This is a genomic window from Citrobacter sp. wls718 (assembly GCF_005280945.1).
In the GTDB taxonomy this organism is placed as follows: domain Bacteria; phylum Pseudomonadota; class Gammaproteobacteria; order Enterobacterales; family Enterobacteriaceae; genus Citrobacter; species Citrobacter gillenii.
The window spans coordinates 24,154-40,699 of record NZ_SZWV01000003.1; the positions used below are offsets into that span (position 1 = coordinate 24,154).

Here is a 16,546-nt window from a genome sequence, read left to right on the forward strand (position 1 = left end):
AGCAATCTGGCGTTTGAAATTCTGAAAGTGGGCAGGAAAAACGGCTGAACCGCGATAGTTAAAAGGAGCCATAATGAAGATTTCCCGCCTCGGAGAAGCGCCGGATTACCGCTTCTCGCTGGCAAATGAGCGTACGTTTTTGGCGTGGATCCGCACCGCGCTGGGGTTTCTGGCCGCCGGTGTGGGTCTTGATCAACTGGCACCGGATTTCGCCACGCCGGTCATTCGCGAACTGCTGGCGCTGCTGCTGTGCCTGTTTGCCGGCGGTCTGGCGATTTATGGCTACCTGCGCTGGTTGCGGAATGAAAAGGCCATGCGCCTGAAAGAGGACCTGCCATACACGCATAGCCTGTTGATAATCAGTCTGATTTTGATGATTGTTGCGGTCATTGTGATGGGCCTGGTGCTGTATGCCGGATAGCCGTAAATCGCGACGTATTGCCGATCCGGGGCTGCAACCTGAACGTACCTCGCTGGCCTGGTTTCGCACCCTGCTGGGTTATGGCGCGTTAATAGCGCTGGCGCTGAAACATAACTGGCATCAGGCCGGCTTTCTGTTTTGGGTGTCAATTGGGGTACTGGCAATTGTGGCGATAATTCTTTGGCGCTATACCCGGAGCCGTAACCTGATGGACGTCACGCATAGTGATTTTTCTGAATCTCGCGCGGTGCGTGACAAATTTATGATCTCCCTCGCGGTGTTATCTCTCGCAATACTGTTTGCTGTAACACACGTTCGCCAACTTATCGTATATCTCGGGAATTTTGTATGACGGAGTGTGAGCACATGGATGTTAGTGAGGGAATGATTAAGGTGGTGGTAGATCGGCTGAAATGCAATCAACCTATTGATTTATATCGCAATATACAAAAATCAGGCGTTCGTTCGGTGCAGTTTGTTCCCTTAGTTGAACGCGATGAAAAAGGGTGTCTGACCGCGGGTTCCGTTACAGCGGAAGACTGGGGACATTTTTTAAATACGGTATTTGATATCTGGGTTCGTGAGGATATTACGCGAATATCTATTCCGCTTTTTGATGAAACGTTGAATCGGTGGTGTGGTCGAACGGGACAAACTAATCGACAGACGATTTCACAGATGAGCGTGCGCTGTCAGTCATGTTCCCTGTTGCAATTCTATCGTGGCGATTGCCCTGCATTTTGTGATGATAGCGGCAAGGGTGGACTGTGTGCAGGCTATCAAGCTTTCTTTGACCACACGGCTCCGCATATGCGCGTTATGCGCGACCTGCTGAAGCAGCATCGCTCACCGATGGAACTGATGGCGATGCTGCGTTAAGGTCAACGGCGTTTAGCGCCCTTTCGCCAGGTACTGTGCCATTTCGGCTTCCGGCACCATGCCACCGCCGGTGGCCCACACCAGGTGCGTGGCGTTATTAAGTTGCTCAGCACTGAAACCGTGCATTTGTTGATAGTCAGTTGACGCGCAAACGCGCTGCGGACCGGCCATCCCCGCCAGTGCCGACGGCTCAAGGCGAATCCCTTCCTCCTGCGCCAGCCAGCCCAGCATGTCGTACATGGTCTGGTCATCAAGGGTGTACAAGCCGTCGAGTAGACGCTCCATCGCACGCCCCACAAAACCAGAAGCCCGACCCACCGCCAGGCCATCGGCTGCGGTCAGATTATCAATGCCAATCTCCTGTACAGAGATGTCATCGTGCAGCCCGGTGTAAACCCCGAGCAGCATGCACGGTGAATGGGTCGGCTCCGCAAAGAAGCAGTGTACGTTATCGCCGAACGCCAACTTCAGGCCAAATGCCACGCCGCCAGGGCCGCCGCCGACGCCGCATGGCAGATAAACAAACAACGGATGGTCGGCATCTACCACGCGGCCCTGCTGCGTGAACTGCGCCTTCAAACGCTGCCCGGCAACCGCATAGCCTAAGAACAGCGTGCGGGAATTTTCGTCGTCGATAAAGAAGCAGTTCGGGTCAGACTCCGCCGCCTTGCGGCCCTGTTCAACCGCCACGCCGTAATCTTCTTCATACTCCACTACCGTCACGCCGTGGCTGCGCAGTTTGGCTTTTTTCCAGGCGCGGGCGTCAGCAGACATATGCACCGTCACCTTAAAGCCAATGCGGGCGCTCATGATGCCGATCGACATCCCGAGGTTACCGGTCGAGCCTACCGCGATGCTGTACTGGCTGAAGAACTGCTTGAACTCAGGTGAAAGCAGCACGCTGTAATCATCATCGGTGGTCAGCAGACCGGCTTCCAGCGCCAGTTTTTCGGCGTGAGTCAGTACTTCATAAATACCGCCACGGGCTTTAATCGAGCCGGAAATCGGCAGGTGGCTGTCCTTCTTCAACAGAATTTCGCCACTGATATTCTGGCCAAACTCTTTTTCCAGCCGTTTCTTCATGGCGGGAATGGCGGCCAGCTCAGATTCGATAATACCGCCGGTGGCCGCGGTTTCCGGGAAAGCTTTTGCCAGGTACGGCGCAAAGCGCGCCAGACGGGCGTGAGCATCCTGAACGTCGTCTTCCGTCAGGCCAACATAGGGTAAACCTTCCGCAAGAGAGGTGGTGCCCGGGTTAAACCAGGTCGTTTCTTTCAGTGCGACCAGATCCTCCACTAACGGATACTGGGCGATGAGTTTTTGCATGTTTTCCATAGGGCGTCTCTTTGCGCTTAGATGATAAAGGAAAGCAGGAATGTGCACGCGAGTGCAATCACCGACGCGATAAATGTCGCGGTCGTATAGTATTTAAATGTCTCATTCAGGGTAGCGCCGCAGTACTGCTTCACCAGCCAGAAGAGGGAATCGGTGACGATTGTGCAGCCAATCGCGCCGGAACCGATGGCAATGGCAATGATCTCCGGGCTGACGTTGGGATAGAGCGGCAGCATGGGTGCCACAATTGCCGTTGCGCCCATCATCGCCACCGTGGCAGAACCCACCGCAGCGTGCAGGATCAGCGCCACCAGCCAGGCCAGCAGAATCGGGTGCATATGCATGTTTGAAAGAATCAGCGCCAGCGTATCCGCCAGTCCGCTGCTCTTCAGAATGGCGTTGAACGCGCCACCCGCACCGATAATCAGCAGGATGTTGGCAATGGATCCAAAGCCATTTTCAGTATGGGTCAACAGTGCGCCCATGCCGATATGCTGGCGCAGACCGAGAATGTAATAGGCCACAAACACGGCGATAAACATGGCGGTGATCGGGTTGCCGATAAACTCCAGCAGCGTATACACCGCGCTGCCTTTCTCCATATTCAGTTCAGCGACGGTTTTCATCAGCATCAGGCCAATCGGCAGCAGCACGGTAAACAGCGTGGCACCCAGCGACGGTAGCGTGTTTTCGTCGCGTACCTTCAGGTCGGAAAACTCAGCCGGTACCGGTTTAAACGGCAGACGATTGCCGAGGAATTTCAGGTACAGCGGCCCGCCGATCAGCGACGCCATCAGACCCACCAGTAAACCGTAAACGATCACTGTACCAATATCGGCACCCAACTTGTTCGCCACGAACAGGGCCGCCGGATGTGGTGGGACGACGCAGTGCACTGCCATCAGTGCTGTACACAACGGGATCGCCAGCTTCAGCAGCGAGGTATTGGTTTTTTTGGCGATAGAAAACGCCAGCGGAATCAACAGCACCACGCCGACTTCAACAAACAGCGTGATCCCGCAAATCAGACCGACCAGCACCATAATGACGTCAGCGGAAAGCCAGCGGCAGCGCTGTAGCGTCAGGCCGATGCGTTCTGCCGCGCCGGACACTTCCATCATTTTTCCGAGAATAGTCCCCAGACCGATAACCGCGGCGAGGAAGCCCAGCGTACCGCCGATACCACTCTCAATGGCATTAACCATATCCAGTGGACCCATACCCATCATCGTTCCCACAAAGAAGCTGGCTAACAGCAGCGCCAGAAACGGGTGGAATTTGAACTTCACGATGGTCAAAACGATCAACACGATGCTTATCAACAACGTGCTCACAACCCAGATTTGAGAGTGCATATCTCACCTTGCCCTGTGATTAACCTGACTTTATAGCCTGGGTCTATTGGACAAAAATAAGGCACTCGCTGACAAACGATAAAAATCCTCTTTCACATGAGTCAGATTGAATCAAATGGGTGATTTACCTCTAATAATGGCCTAATAATGCGATATGGTTCACTCTGATTCATCTTTGCGCTGATTTTTACAGCGGTTTTTTTTACACTTCGGGGAAAGATTCAGGATGAAAGAGGTGAGTATGGATCCCGTACGCGAGGTCAGAAATCGGCTGCTCAATGGCTGGCAACTGTCAAAGCTTTATACCTTTGAAGTGGCGGCCAGGCATCAGTCGTTTGCGCTGGCAGCAGACGAACTGTCGTTAAGTCCCAGCGCCGTCAGTCACCGTATTAATCAACTGGAAGAGGAACTGGGCATCCAGCTGTTTGTCCGTTCACATCGCAAAGTCGAACTCACGCACGAAGGCAAGCGGGTGTTCTGGGCGCTGAAATCTTCTCTGGATACGCTTAATCAGGAAATTCTCGATATCAAAAACCAGGAGCTGTCCGGGACGCTTACCGTCTACTCGCGGCCCTCCATCGCCCAGTGCTGGCTGGTTCCCGCGCTCGGCGACTTTACCCGTCGCTATCCGTCGATTTCACTGACCATGCTGACCGGGAATGACAACGTCAATATGCAGCGTGCAGGTATTGACCTGGCCATCTATTTTGATGATGCGCCTTCTGCGCAGCTCACGCATCATTTCCTGATGGACGAAGCGATCTTGCCGGTGTGCAGCCCGGATTATGCCCGCCGCCATGATCTTACCGACGCGCGGGTGAACCTGTCGCACTGCACGTTGCTGCATGACAGGCAGGCGTGGAGTAATGATTCAGGGACCGATGAGTGGCACAGCTGGGCGCAGCATTTTGCAGTGAATTTGCCGACATCATCGGGCATTGGCTTCGATCGTTCCGATTTAGCGGTGATTGCCGCCATGAACCACATCGGCGTGGCGATGGGGCGCAAGCGGTTGGTACAAAAACGCCTCGATAGTGGAGAACTGGTCGCTCCCTTTGGTGATATGGCGCTGAAATGCCATCAGCATTATTACATCACTACGCTACCTGGCCGGCAGTGGCCGAAAATCGAGGCGTTTATTGGCTGGCTGCAGGAGCAGGTAAAATAATCGAGGTGAGCCTCGAATATTTTTACGCTTTCTCTCTACACCCGGCGTCAGAAATCATGCTAAATACGTGAATCACACCTGATGATTTACCTGAGGATCACCGTGTTAAAGCCGCTTGCTTCTCTGTTGCTGCTCGCCAGCGCCACTGTCTATGCGGCACAACCTCCGCTGACGGCAGCACACTACGCCCAACAACTGGGTGTGGGGATGGACGTGGATTGGGCGCGCACCGAACGGGGCATCCGCGAGTTTGACCCGCTGGTGGTAAGAGATTTCCAGGCGAAGGGGCTCGCCCATGTGCGTATTCGCGTGGCCGGAGAACCCACTGAGGCCCGGCTTATTCATCTGCGAAAACTGGTGGAAGCCTGCGAACACTATGGCGTGATCCCGATTATTGCTTATCAGGCGGACGAGTATAAAAAAGACCCCAGCATCAGCAATGAAAAAGAGGTGATTAACTGGTGGGTGGCCGTCGCGCATTACTTTGGTCAAGGCTCGCCGTTACTGGGTTTTGACCTGATCTACGAACCTGCTGATAAGCTCAATCACAATCAGGCGTCGCTCAATCGGGTGTATGACAAAACGATTCGTATGATTCACGCTATCGATCCCCAGCGTATGATTTTTGTCGCACCCCGTCTGCGCGCCGCGCCGGAAGAATTGTCGAGTCTGAAGCTACCGCCGCAAAGTCAGAGCACCGTGCTGGCCGAGTGGCATGTCTTCCCGTGGGGGCCGCTAAAAAACAACGGTAAGTATCCGTGGACGTCGGGTACAGCGGCAGAAAAGACGGCGATTCGCGCCCGCATTAACAGCGCCGTTCACTGGCAGCAGAAGACCGGTCATGTCAGTTGGGTCGGGGGATGGGCGCCGGGAGAGACGATCAAAAATGTGCCTTCGGCCTCGCAGATGGCGTTTGCCCGCTTTATGGCCTGTGAGCTGAAAAAAGCAAAAATTCCCTATGCTATCAATGCAGATACGCAGTTTTATGATGGCGAGGAAGGGGCCTGGCGTCCGGCGCTGGAACCGTTGCTGAATACGATGATTGCGCCTGAATGTGAAAAGCCCGGCGAGAAACCGGGCCATCACACGCTTAAACCGCCTGCTCCTGATGAGACACGCGTGACGCCAGCGGCAACCAGCACACCAGAATCAGCACACCCATAAGGGTCATCAGCAGACCCAGGCTAGCCTGTCCGGTCTGAGGCATCATCGCGGAAAGCCACGCCAGCACGCCGGAACCAATATTTTGTAAACCACCTACCAGCGCCCCGGCGGTACCAGCCAGGAACGGGAAGGGTTCCATCGCGCCGCTGGTGGCGAGCGGGAACAGCATCCCGGCACCAAAGAAGAACAGCGCGGCGGGGATCAGTAACGTCCAGACGTTCATCACGTCAAGCAGGCCCGGGATCCACATCATCAAACCAGCCACCAGGCAGCAGATAACCGACTGCCACATCAACGTTGAGAAGCGCTTGTTCGGGCGACCAGCGAACCACGCACCGAAAAACGCCGCCGGGATCGGCAGAATAAACAGAATACTGACCGCCATGCTGCTCAAGCCTAATCCTGCGCCCAGCAATACCCCGGAGCAGGCTTCGAAGACGGCAACACCCGCCAGTCCGCCGATGAGCATCAGTACATAACAGGTGAATGCGCCGTTGCCAAACAGGGTTTTGTAGCTGGCGATAAGCCGTGGGCGCGGCGCACCTGCAGGACGCGTTTCCGGCATCCAACGCGCCATGCTAAACGTTACGCCTGCGCACAGAATCAACAGGAAAATATAGCAGGCACGCCAGTTCCACATCGTGTCCAGCACGCCGCCAATCAGCGGCGCTAACAGCGGGCTGACAAGAATACCCATGTTTAACAAACTGTTAGCATGACGTAGCTGGGTACCTTCATACAGATCGCGCGGTAAGGTTCGCGCCATTACGCCGCCGACGCCCGTTCCCATTCCCTGAATGGCGCTGGCGATAATCAGTACCGTCAGGCTATGGGTAGTAATGGCGACCAGCGTAGCCAGCATAAAAATAGACATTCCGGTGAGGATCACCGGACGGCGCCCTACTCGGTCGGAAAGGGGGCCGTAAACCAGCTGCGACAAGCCGTAGGTCAGCAGGTAAGCCGCCATTACACTTTGCACCGCCCCTTCGCGAACGTTGAGTTCACGCGCCATATCGGCAATGGCGGGGATATAAATGGTTTGAGCCATCTGGCCTACCGCCACCAGGAGTACCAACATCAACAACAAATTGACGCTTCTATGCCTTTTCATTTCGCTGATTACTTTTAAAAAAGAGAAAAAAGAAGAATAAGGTGCTGAACATTCCGCTAAATGCGCGTGGAATCTACCACATTAAAAAAAGAAGACCATATTGATCACTACAAAGGCGGAAAGGGAAGCGGCAGGAAATGTAAACAAATAGCGGCAATAAATGTTGCCGGAATGCATCCGACCATTCTGGAGGATGGAGAAGGCGCGATCACGACAAACGGAGCAAAATCGCCCCGGCGGCAATCCCGGCAGCAGCAAAAATGCGTATACCGGCGACTTTTTCTTTAAGCAGCAGCCAGGCGAGCAGGGCACCAAACAGGATTGACGTTTCCCGTAACGCGGCGACCACTGCCAGCGGGGCCTGCGTCATTGCCCACAGTGCCAGACCGTAAGATCCCATGGTGCCGATACCGCCCAAAATGCCTTTCTTCCATTGCTGCGCCAGATAGCGTGATGCCTCCCGGCGTCGGGCGATCATCGCCCAGGTGAGCAGACAAGATCCGTTGAGAAAGAAGGTCCACAGCGTATAGCCCAACGCGGTCTCTGAGAGTCGTACCCCGGTGCCATCCACCAGCGTATAGCCAGCAATAAAGCAGGCATTAATTAACGCCAAAACAATTCCCTGCTGTGAGCTGCTGCCCCCGTTAAACGCCATGCCGAGGATCGCCATACAGATGGTGGCGATACCCACCCAGGCGAGCATTGACAGACTATCGCCGAGAAACAGAACGCTGATGATCGCGACCAGCAGCGGGGCAGTACCGCGCATTAAGGGATAGGTCTGGCTCATGTCCGAGACCTGATAGGTCTTGGCGACCAGCACGGTATACACCACCTGTAATGCGGTTGAGACCGCTAAGTACGGCAGGCTGGCTGCTGAGGGATGAGGTGCAAAAGGCAGCAAAATCAAGGCCATGACTGCAGCCGATCCGCTGACGCTAATGGCGGAGTACAACTTGTCGTTTCCTGCTTTTACGATAGCATTCCAGCTGGCATGGAGCAGTGCGGCGAACAGCAAAATGCAGAAAACAGAAAGCGTCATAGCGGTATTCGTCCCTGATAGCGTCATAAAAACGTAACATATTGTCGAGCTACGCGCACCTGGGTAACGGTGAAAGGGGAGTGGTTACCCACTCCCCTTTAGTGCGACTTGAATCTGAGTTATTTAATGTACTTCAGAACAGCATCAAGCAGTTGCAGTGCAGCAACAATGAGTTTCAGGATAAGAATGGTGATATCCACGAGGCTCATACGCTCTCCTTTTGGTACAAGGAGCACGGTGCTGACGTACCTCGCCGCTGCCTGTTGCCAGCACCTTTGTTGACATAACACAGTGTGCTCACACGGGGGTTAAGGCGCTGACGGCACCACCCGTTTCAGCCAGGACTTTTTTGCGCCGGTTTACTCTGCGGCCCCCGCATAACACATTGCGTACGGTGACATTATAGATAAATACTGTATAAATGAACAGTATTTTATGGGCGTAATGCTATGACTGAATCATACTAAAAAACGTCAAAATTCGTGCCGAAATTGCGTGTTCTTCGCAGAACGCGTATACTTTTTGCGTTGACATAACACAGTGTGCCCAGCGGAAACCAACCGCACAACGCTGATGAAAACCTCGCTCCGGCGGGGTTTTTTGTTTTTGCACAACATACAATGAAACGTGATCGTTGACGCATTTTTACGCAGATGAAAATTTTTCCATTGTCACGCTGAAAAACCTGTGTTTGTATAAATCCTGTTAACCAACAAACAGACAAGGCCCCTAATGAACCCTTCCATGCTGACAGCGACTCTACTAAAAACTGCGCCATCTCGCGCAGTGGTCGTCGTGCGTGTGGTGGTGGTCGTCGGCAATGCGCCGTAGGGTCCGGAACACACGATTCCAAAACCCCGCCGGCGCAAACCGGGCGGGGTTTTTCGTTTAAGAGACCCACCCGGATACGCAGGCCCAGAATAAAAGGACTGGAGCATGGCAAGTTCGGGCATAACATCCAAGCGTACGCGCTTTACGGGCGCAGAATTCATCGTTCATTTCCTGGAGCGCCAGGGCATTACGGTGGTCACCGGTATTCCGGGCGGCTCGATTCTCCCCGTCTACGACGCTTTAAGCCAAAGTACGCAAATCCGTCATATCCTGGCGCGTCACGAACAGGGCGCGGGGTTTATCGCCCAGGGCATGGCGCGAACCGATGGCAAACCTGCCGTGTGTATGGCCTGTAGCGGGCCGGGGGCCACCAACCTGGTGACCGCCATTGCCGATGCGCGACTGGATTCCATCCCGCTGGTGTGTATCACCGGCCAGGTTCCGGCCTCGATGATTGGCACCGACGCATTCCAGGAAGTCGACACCTACGGCATTGCGATTCCCATCACCAAGCACAACTATCTGGTCCGCCATATCAATGAATTACCCCAGGTTATGAGCGATGCCTTCCGCATTGCGCAGTCAGGCCGTCCGGGCCCGGTGTGGATAGACATTCCTAAAGATATCCAAACCGCCGTGTTTGAGATTGAATCGTTGCCCGCACCGGCTGAAAAAGCACCCGCGCCAGCCTTTAGCACGGAGAGCATCCGCGATGCCGCTGCGATGATTAACGCGGCCAAACGCCCGGTGCTGTATCTTGGCGGCGGAGTCATTAACGCCCCTGAGCGGGTGCGTGAGCTGGCAGAAAAAGCGACGTTGCCCACCACCATGACCTTAATGGCGCTCGGCATGCTGCCAAAAGCGCATCCGCTGTCGTTAGGTATGCTGGGGATGCACGGCGCGCGCAGCACCAACTTTATTCTGCAAGAAGCGGATTTATTGATCGTTCTGGGAGCCCGTTTTGATGACCGGGCGATCGGTAAAACTGAGCAGTTCTGCCCGAATGCAAAAATCATCCACGTGGATATCGACCGCGCGGAGCTGGGTAAAATCAAACAGGCGCATGTGGCGATTCAGGCGGATGTAGATGAGGTGTTGGCACAGTTAATCCCGCTGATTGAAGTGCAACCGCGTGAAGCCTGGCATCAGCAGGTGTCCGACCTGCAGCAAGAATTTCCGTGCACCATCCCACAGGAAAAAAATCCGCTCAGCCATTATGGGCTGATTAACGCGGTTGCTGCCTGTGTGGACGACAGCGCGATCATCACCACCGACGTCGGTCAGCATCAGATGTGGGCGGCGCAGGCTTACCCGCTGAACCGTCCGCGCCAGTGGCTGACTTCCGGCGGCCTTGGCACCATGGGGTTTGGCCTGCCTGCGGCAATTGGCGCGGCGCTGGCGAACCCGGATAAAAAAGTGCTGTGCTTCTCCGGCGACGGCAGCCTGATGATGAATATTCAGGAAATGGCCACCGCCAGTGAGAATCAGTTGGATATTAAAATCATCCTGATGAATAACGAAGCGCTGGGGCTGGTGTATCAGCAACAAAGCCTGTTCTACAAACAGGGCGTGTTTGCTGCCACCTATCCGGGGATGATTAACTTTATGCAGATTGCCGCAGGTTTCGGTCTCGAAACCTGCGATTTAAACCACGAAGCCGACCCGCAGGCGGCATTGCAGGCGATTATCGATCGTCCGGGACCGGCGCTGATCCACGTGCGTATCGATGCGGAAGAAAAAGTGTATCCGATGGTGCCGCCGGGCGCGGCAAATACAGAGATGGTGGGGGAATAAGCTATGCAACAGCAGACTCATGACAACGTAATACTTGAACTCACCGTGCGTAACCACCCCGGCGTAATGACTCACGTTTGTGGCCTGTTCGCCCGTCGCGCGTTTAACGTGGAAGGCATTCTCTGTCTACCGATTCAGGACAGCGACCAGAGCCGTATCTGGTTACTGGTCAACGATGACCAACGTCTGGAACAGATGATCAGCCAGATTGATAAACTGGAAGATGTGGTGAAAGTAGCGCGCAACCAGTCCGACCCGTCGATGTTTAACAAGATAAGCGTGTTCTTCGAGTAATCCGTTCAAGGCTTGAACGATGAAGTGTATATCGTTAAGGTAAGCGCCTTTGCCGGAGGGCGGCGTAAACGCCTTATCCGGCCTACCACGGCTCCCGCCCGTAGGCCTGATAAGCGTAGCGTCATCAGGCATCCCACACGCCAGGACAACATTCATGACAACCATTGCACTGATAGACGATCACCTTATCGTCCGCTCCGGCTTTGCGCAGCTGCTGGGGCTTGAACCCGATTTGCAGGTTGTGGCTGAGTTTGGTTCAGGCGCTGAGGCGTTGGCGGGATTGCCTGGCCGCGGCGTGCAGGTGTGCATTTGCGATATTTCGATGCCGGATATCTCCGGGCTGGAGCTGTTAAGCCAGCTCCCCAAAGGGATGGCGACGATTATGCTCTCCGTGCACGACAGCCCGGCGCTGGTGGAACAGGCGCTAAACGCCGGGGCGCGCGGCTTCCTCTCCAAACGCTGTAGCCCCGATGAGCTGATTGCAGCAGTACACACTGTAGCGACCGGCGGCTGCTATCTCACGCCGGATATCGCCGTCAAACTGGCGGCAGGGCGTCAGGATCCGTTAACCAAGCGCGAGCGTCAGGTGGCGGAAAAACTGGCGCAGGGCATGGCGGTGAAAGAGATTGCCGCCGAGTTGGGCCTGTCGCCAAAAACGGTGCATGTGCACCGCGCTAATCTGATGGAAAAACTGAACGTCAGTAACGACGTTGAGCTGGCTCGACGGATGTTTGACGGCTGGCAATGAACACCTTTTTCTCTCGCTTAATCACCGTTGTCGCCTGCTTCTTTATCTTCTCCGCCGCCTGGTTCTGCCTGTGGAGCATTAGCTTGCATCTGGTGGAACGCCCGGAGCTGGCGGTACTGCTGTTCCCGTTTGGCCTGCGGCTGGGGTTGATGCTGCAATGTCCACGTGGCTACTGGCCGGTGCTGCTGGGCGCGGAATGGCTGCTGATTTTCTGGCTGGCGCAGGAAGTGGCGCTGGCGCACTTCCCCCTGTTGATGGCCGGTAGCCTGCTGACACTGCTGCCTGTGACGTTGATCTGGCGCTATCGCCATCAGCGCGACTGGCGTGCCTTGTTGTTGCAGGGGGCGGCGCTGATTGCCGCGGCGCTGTTACAGTCGCTGCCGTGGCTGGGGCAGGGCGAAGTCGCGTGGACTGCACTGCTGCTGACCCTGACCGGTGGACTGACGCTGGCCCCTATCTGTCTGGTGTTCTGGCACTACCTGACCAGCACTACCTGGCTACCGCTCGGCCCGGCGGTGGTCTCCCAGCCGGTGAACTGGCGTGGGCGGCACCTGGTGTGGTACCTGCTGCTGTTCAGCGTCAGCCTGTGGTTGCAGTTAGGTTTGCCGGACGAGCTTTCGCGCTTTACACCGTTTTGCCTGGCGCTGCCGATCATCGCACTGGCCTGGCATTATGGCTGGCAGGGCGCGCTGATTGCCACGCTGATGAACGCCATCGCGCTGATTGCCAGCCAGACCTGGCACGATCATCCCGTTGATTTACTGCTCTCGCTGCTGGCGCAAAGCCTGACCGGGCTGCTGCTCGGTGCGGGGATTCAGCGTCTGCGAGAACTCAACCAGTCGCTGCAAAACGAGCTGGCGCGTAATCATCGGCTGGCAGAACGCTTGCTGGAAACCGAAGAGAGCGTGCGCCGCGATGTGGCGCGCGAACTGCATGACGATATCGGCCAAACCATCACCGCCATTCGCACCCAGGCGGGCATTGTCCAGCGGCTGGCCCCGGAGAATGCGGGCGTGAAGCAAAGCGGGGCGCATATCGAGCAGCTTTCGTTGGGCGTCTACGATTCGGTGCGTCGCCTGCTTGGGCGGTTACGCCCACGCCAGCTCGACGATCTGACGCTGGAACAGGCTATTCGCTCGCTGCTGCGCGAAATGGAACTGGAAAGCCGCGGCATCGTCAGCCATCTCGACTGGCACATCGACGAGTCGGCACTCAGTGAAAGCCAGCGGGTGACGCTGTTTCGCGTCTGTCAGGAAGGGCTGAACAACATTGTGAAACACGCCAACGCCAGCGCGGTGACGCTTCAGGCCTGGCAACAGGGCGAGTGGTTAATGTTGGTGATTGAAGATGACGGCTGCGGTCTGCCGCCGGGCTCGAATCAACAAGGATTTGGCCTGACCGGCATGCGTGAGCGCATTACGGCTCTTGGCGGATCGCTCTCGATTTCCTGCACGCATGGCACGCGCGTCAGCGTGTCGTTGCCTCAGCGCTACGTGTAAGGAGTATTGATGCTGACGTTTTTTAAAGCCCCGGCGAATGCGCCGCTTATCACTGATAAACACGAGGTCGACGCCAGTTACCGCTATTGGCGGCGTCATATCCTGCTGACCATTTGGCTTGGCTATGCGCTGTTTTACTTCACGCGTAAAAGCTTCAACGCCGCGGTGCCCGATATCCTTGCCAGCGGCGTACTCACCCGCAACGATATTGGCCTGCTGGCAACGCTGTTTTACATCACCTATGGCTTGTCGAAGTTTGTCTCCGGTATCGTCAGCGACCGCTCCAACGCCCGCTATTTTATGGGCATCGGGCTGATAGCCACCGGGGTGGTAAACATCCTGTTTGGCTTTTCCACTTCGCTGTGGGCGTTCGCCGTACTGTGGGCGCTGAATGCCTTCTTCCAGGGCTGGGGGTCGCCGGTGTGCGCCCGTCTGTTGACGGCCTGGTACTCGCGTACTGAACGCGGCGGCTGGTGGGCGCTGTGGAACACCGCGCATAATGTTGGTGGGGCGTTAATTCCGATGGTGATGGCCGCCGCTGCGCTGCACTACGGCTGGCGTGCCGGGATGATGATTGCCGGGACGATGGCGATTGTGGTTGGCATTTTCCTCTGCTGGCGACTGCGTGACCGCCCACAGGCTATCGGCTTACCGCCGGTTGGCGACTGGCGGCACGACGAGCTGGAAATCGCCCAACAGCAGGAAGGGGCGGGGCTGACCCGCAAAGAGAACCTCACTAAATACGTGCTGCTGAACCCGTATATTTGGCTGCTGTCGCTGTGCTATGTGCTGGTGTACGTGGTGCGTGCGGCGATCAACGACTGGGGCAATCTGTACATGTCGGAGACGCTGGGCGTTGATTTGGTCACCGCTAATACGGCGGTCACCATGTTTGAACTCGGTGGGTTCATTGGGGCACTGGTGGCGGGTTGGGGATCGGACAAACTGTTTAACGGCAACCGTGGACCGATGAACCTGATTTTTGCCGCCGGGATTTTGCTCTCAGTCGGCTCACTATGGCTGATGCCGTTTGCCAGCTATGTGATGCAGGCGGCGTGCTTCTTCACCACCGGATTCTTTGTCTTTGGCCCGCAGATGTTGATCGGCATGGCGGCGGCGGAGTGCTCGCACAAAGAGGCGGCGGGCGCGGCAACCGGGTTTGTTGGGCTGTTCGCTTATCTCGGCGCATCGCTCTCCGGCTGGCCGCTGGCAAAGGTGATGGAAGTCTGGCACTGGACCGGGTTCTTCGTGGTGATCGCCATTGCTGCGGGTATTTCCGCCCTGCTGTTGTTGCCGTTTTTAAACGCTCAGGCGCCGCGCAACGTCAGCGAAGCGTGATGCACCTCACCTTTTTGCCCTGAGTGGGGAAAAACTAAGAAATTTTCCCGGTTCCGCCTGGACGCTGTCTCAGGCGTCTCTGCCGACTGATTTTTACAATGCCTGCTATTCGCAGGTATAAAAATTAGCTCGGGAGTGTCCTATGCTGGCCTTTCTAAACCAGGTGCGCAAGCCGACCCTGGATTTGCCGCTCGATGTGCGGCGCAAAATGTGGTTCAAGCCGTTCATGCAGTCTTACCTGGTGGTTTTCATCGGCTACCTGACCATGTACCTGATCCGCAAAAACTTCAACATCGCGCAGAACGACATGATCACCACCTACGGGCTGAGCATGACGCAGCTGGGGATGATTGGCCTGGGCTTCTCCATCACCTATGGCGTGGGTAAAACGCTGGTCTCCTACTACGCTGACGGCAAAAACACTAAGCAGTTCCTGCCGCTGATGTTGATCCTCTCGGCCATCTGTATGCTCGGCTTTAGCGCCAGCATGGGGCCGGGCACAACCAGCTTGTACCTGATGATCGCCTTCTACGCGCTGAGCGGTTTCTTCCAGAGTACCGGCGGCTCGTGCAGCTATTCGACCATCACCAAATGGACGCCGCGCCGTAAACGTGGTTCCTACCTCGGTATGTGGAACATCTCCCATAACCTCGGCGGTGCGGGTGCGGCAGGCGTGGCGCTGTTCGGTGCTAACGTGCTGTTCGACGGCCACGTCATTGGGATGTTTATCTTCCCGTCGATTATCGCGCTGATCGTGGGCTTTATCGGCCTGCGCTTTGGTAGCGACTCTCCGGAATCTTATGGTCTCGGTAAAGCAGAAGAACTGTTTGGCGAAGAGATCAGCGAAGAGGACAAAGAGACCGAAGAAAACGAAATGACCAAATGGCAGATCTTTGTTGAGTACGTGCTGAAAAACAAAGTGATCTGGCTGCTGTGCTTCTCCAACATCTTCCTGTACGTGGTGCGTATCGGTATCGACCAGTGGTCTACCGTGTATGCCTTCCAGGAGCTGAAACTCTCTAAAGAGGTGGCAATTCAGGGGTTCACCCTGTTTGAAGTGGGCGCGCTGGTCGGCACGCTGCTGTGGGGCTGGCTGTCGGATCTGGCGAACGGTCGTCGCGCACTGGTAGCCTGTGTCGCGCTGGCATTAATTATCGCCACGCTCGGTGTTTATCAGCACGCCAGCAACCAGTACGTTTACCTGGCTTCCCTGTTTGCCCTCGGCTTCCTGGTGTTTGGTCCGCAGCTGTTGATCGGCGTGGCGGCAGTCGGTTTTGTGCCGAAAAAAGCGATCGGCGCGGCCGATGGGATTAAAGGCACATTCGCGTATCTGATCGGTGACAGCTTCGCTAAGCTGGGTCTGGGGATGATTGCCGATGGGACGCCAGTCTTCGGCCTGACCGGCTGGGCGGGCACCTTCGCCGCGCTGGACACCGCCGCTATCGCTTGTATCTGCCTGATGGCTATCGTGGCCGTCTTCGAAGAACGTAAAATCCGTCGCGAGAAAAAAATTCAGCAGTTAAACATCGCTTAAGTGTGTAGTGGTAACGTTTTGCCCGCCTTTATG

17 protein-coding genes are annotated in these 16,546 nt (G+C 55.8%); 12 read left to right on the forward strand and 5 right to left on the reverse strand.

Going from position 1 to position 16,546, the window contains the following annotated elements; genetic code table 11:
• Positions 1-73: 73 nt before the first annotated feature.
• From FDW95_RS00145 to FDW95_RS00155, 3 genes are read left to right on the forward strand one after another with little or no spacing between them, the layout of a single operon-like run.
• A complete protein-coding gene (locus FDW95_RS00145; protein WP_096759005.1) occupies positions 74-421 on the forward strand; it encodes a DUF202 domain-containing protein in 348 nt (115 codons plus the stop codon).
• On the forward strand, positions 411-773 hold the full coding sequence (locus tag FDW95_RS00150) for a DUF202 domain-containing protein (RefSeq protein WP_115257118.1): 363 nt from the start codon (positions 411-413) through the stop codon (positions 771-773). Before FDW95_RS00145 ends, FDW95_RS00150 begins: the two co-directional genes overlap by 11 nt.
• Positions 770-1,300, forward strand: a complete 531-nt coding sequence (locus FDW95_RS00155; protein ID WP_115257119.1) for a radical SAM protein — start codon at positions 770-772, stop codon at positions 1,298-1,300. The genes FDW95_RS00150 and FDW95_RS00155 overlap by 4 nt, the downstream gene beginning before the upstream one ends.
• A gap of 12 nt (positions 1,301-1,312) precedes the next feature.
• Here FDW95_RS00155 and dsdA read toward each other — a convergent pair whose 3' ends face one another.
• On the reverse strand, positions 1,313-2,635 hold the full coding sequence (gene dsdA / locus FDW95_RS00160) for a D-serine ammonia-lyase (protein WP_115257120.1): 1,323 nt from the start codon (positions 2,633-2,635) through the stop codon (positions 1,313-1,315).
• A gap of 17 nt (positions 2,636-2,652) precedes the next feature.
• Positions 2,653-3,990, reverse strand: coding sequence for a D-serine transporter DsdX (gene dsdX, locus FDW95_RS00165; protein WP_115257121.1), 1,338 nt, complete (start codon positions 3,988-3,990; stop codon positions 2,653-2,655).
• 241 nt (positions 3,991-4,231) lie between these two features.
• Here dsdX and dsdC point away from each other — a divergent pair, with 241 nt between their 5' ends.
• On the forward strand, positions 4,232-5,158 hold the full coding sequence (dsdC, locus tag FDW95_RS00170) for a DNA-binding transcriptional regulator DsdC (RefSeq protein WP_096759010.1): 927 nt from the start codon (positions 4,232-4,234) through the stop codon (positions 5,156-5,158).
• Positions 5,159-5,239: 81 nt separating this feature from the next.
• On the forward strand, positions 5,240-6,322 hold the full coding sequence (locus FDW95_RS00175; protein WP_115257122.1) for a cellulase family glycosylhydrolase: 1,083 nt from the start codon (positions 5,240-5,242) through the stop codon (positions 6,320-6,322).
• Here the strand turns inward: FDW95_RS00175 and emrD are convergent.
• From emrD to tisB, 3 genes are all read right to left on the reverse strand, one after another.
• A complete protein-coding gene (gene emrD, locus FDW95_RS00180; protein ID WP_096759012.1) occupies positions 6,249-7,433 on the reverse strand; it encodes a multidrug efflux MFS transporter EmrD in 1,185 nt (394 codons plus the stop codon). The two genes, FDW95_RS00175 and emrD, sit on opposite strands and share 74 nt — an antisense overlap.
• A 208-nt stretch (positions 7,434-7,641) precedes the next feature.
• Positions 7,642-8,502, reverse strand: a complete 861-nt coding sequence (locus FDW95_RS00185; protein ID WP_115257123.1) for a DMT family transporter — start codon at positions 8,500-8,502, stop codon at positions 7,642-7,644.
• Positions 8,503-8,594: 92 nt separating this feature from the next.
• The gene (gene tisB, locus FDW95_RS00190; protein WP_115257124.1) at positions 8,595-8,684 is read right to left on the reverse strand and encodes a type I toxin-antitoxin system toxin TisB; all 90 of its coding nucleotides are present in this window, start codon (positions 8,682-8,684) and stop codon (positions 8,595-8,597) included.
• A gap of 523 nt (positions 8,685-9,207) precedes the next feature.
• On the opposite strand from tisB, the gene ivbL reads away from it, so the two are divergent.
• The 7 genes from ivbL (at position 9,208) to uhpT (ending at position 16,513) form a co-directional block, all read left to right on the forward strand.
• Positions 9,208-9,306 (forward strand): ilvB operon leader peptide IvbL, encoded by a 99-nt coding sequence (ivbL, locus tag FDW95_RS00195; RefSeq protein ID WP_096759014.1) that lies wholly within the window; start codon positions 9,208-9,210, stop codon positions 9,304-9,306.
• 105 nt (positions 9,307-9,411) lie between these two features.
• Positions 9,412-11,100, forward strand: a complete 1,689-nt coding sequence (gene ilvB, locus FDW95_RS00200) for an acetolactate synthase large subunit (RefSeq protein ID WP_137363380.1) — start codon at positions 9,412-9,414, stop codon at positions 11,098-11,100.
• A gap of 3 nt (positions 11,101-11,103) precedes the next feature.
• Positions 11,104-11,394: an acetolactate synthase small subunit gene (ilvN, locus tag FDW95_RS00205; protein ID WP_115257126.1), complete on the forward strand. Its 291-nt coding sequence runs from the start codon at positions 11,104-11,106 to the stop codon at positions 11,392-11,394.
• 154 nt (positions 11,395-11,548) lie between these two features.
• Positions 11,549-12,142, forward strand: coding sequence for a transcriptional regulator UhpA (gene uhpA / locus FDW95_RS00210; RefSeq protein WP_096759017.1), 594 nt, complete (start codon positions 11,549-11,551; stop codon positions 12,140-12,142).
• Positions 12,139-13,641 carry a signal transduction histidine-protein kinase/phosphatase UhpB gene (uhpB, locus tag FDW95_RS00215; protein ID WP_115257127.1) on the forward strand — a complete coding sequence of 501 codons (1,503 nt, stop codon included), beginning with the start codon at positions 12,139-12,141 and terminating at the stop codon, positions 13,639-13,641. The genes uhpA and uhpB overlap by 4 nt, the downstream gene beginning before the upstream one ends.
• Before the next feature lie 9 nt (positions 13,642-13,650).
• A complete protein-coding gene (locus FDW95_RS00220) occupies positions 13,651-14,979 on the forward strand; it encodes an MFS transporter (RefSeq protein WP_115257128.1) in 1,329 nt (442 codons plus the stop codon).
• Between the two features lie 142 nt (positions 14,980-15,121).
• Complete coding sequence (gene uhpT, locus FDW95_RS00225; protein ID WP_096759020.1) at positions 15,122-16,513, forward strand: hexose-6-phosphate:phosphate antiporter; 1,392 nt, start codon at positions 15,122-15,124, stop codon at positions 16,511-16,513.
• Positions 16,514-16,546 lie beyond the last annotated feature (33 nt).

What these genes read in the sequence shown, in the direction of transcription:
- FDW95_RS00145 (WP_096759005.1), top strand. Translation starts at nt 74, where the DNA reads ATGAAGATTTCCCGCCTCGGAGAAGCGCCGGATTACCGCTTCTCGCTG.
- FDW95_RS00150 (WP_115257118.1), top strand. Translation starts at nt 411, where the DNA reads ATGCCGGATAGCCGTAAATCGCGACGTATTGCCGATCCGGGGCTGCAA.
- FDW95_RS00155 (WP_115257119.1), top strand. Translation starts at nt 770, where the DNA reads ATGACGGAGTGTGAGCACATGGATGTTAGTGAGGGAATGATTAAGGTG.
- dsdA (WP_115257120.1), bottom strand. Translation starts at nt 2,635, where the DNA reads ATGGAAAACATGCAAAAACTCATCGCCCAGTATCCGTTAGTGGAGGAT.
- dsdX (WP_115257121.1), bottom strand. Translation starts at nt 3,990, where the DNA reads ATGCACTCTCAAATCTGGGTTGTGAGCACGTTGTTGATAAGCATCGTG.
- dsdC (WP_096759010.1), top strand. Translation starts at nt 4,232, where the DNA reads ATGGATCCCGTACGCGAGGTCAGAAATCGGCTGCTCAATGGCTGGCAA.
- FDW95_RS00175 (WP_115257122.1), top strand. Translation starts at nt 5,240, where the DNA reads ATGATTTACCTGAGGATCACCGTGTTAAAGCCGCTTGCTTCTCTGTTG.
- emrD (WP_096759012.1), bottom strand. Translation starts at nt 7,433, where the DNA reads ATGAAAAGGCATAGAAGCGTCAATTTGTTGTTGATGTTGGTACTCCTG.
- FDW95_RS00185 (WP_115257123.1), bottom strand. Translation starts at nt 8,502, where the DNA reads ATGACGCTATCAGGGACGAATACCGCTATGACGCTTTCTGTTTTCTGC.
- tisB (WP_115257124.1), bottom strand. Translation starts at nt 8,684, where the DNA reads ATGAGCCTCGTGGATATCACCATTCTTATCCTGAAACTCATTGTTGCT.
- ivbL (WP_096759014.1), top strand. Translation starts at nt 9,208, where the DNA reads ATGAACCCTTCCATGCTGACAGCGACTCTACTAAAAACTGCGCCATCT.
- ilvB (WP_137363380.1), top strand. Translation starts at nt 9,412, where the DNA reads ATGGCAAGTTCGGGCATAACATCCAAGCGTACGCGCTTTACGGGCGCA.
- ilvN (WP_115257126.1), top strand. Translation starts at nt 11,104, where the DNA reads ATGCAACAGCAGACTCATGACAACGTAATACTTGAACTCACCGTGCGT.
- uhpA (WP_096759017.1), top strand. Translation starts at nt 11,549, where the DNA reads ATGACAACCATTGCACTGATAGACGATCACCTTATCGTCCGCTCCGGC.
- uhpB (WP_115257127.1), top strand. Translation starts at nt 12,139, where the DNA reads ATGAACACCTTTTTCTCTCGCTTAATCACCGTTGTCGCCTGCTTCTTT.
- FDW95_RS00220 (WP_115257128.1), top strand. Translation starts at nt 13,651, where the DNA reads ATGCTGACGTTTTTTAAAGCCCCGGCGAATGCGCCGCTTATCACTGAT.
- uhpT (WP_096759020.1), top strand. Translation starts at nt 15,122, where the DNA reads ATGCTGGCCTTTCTAAACCAGGTGCGCAAGCCGACCCTGGATTTGCCG.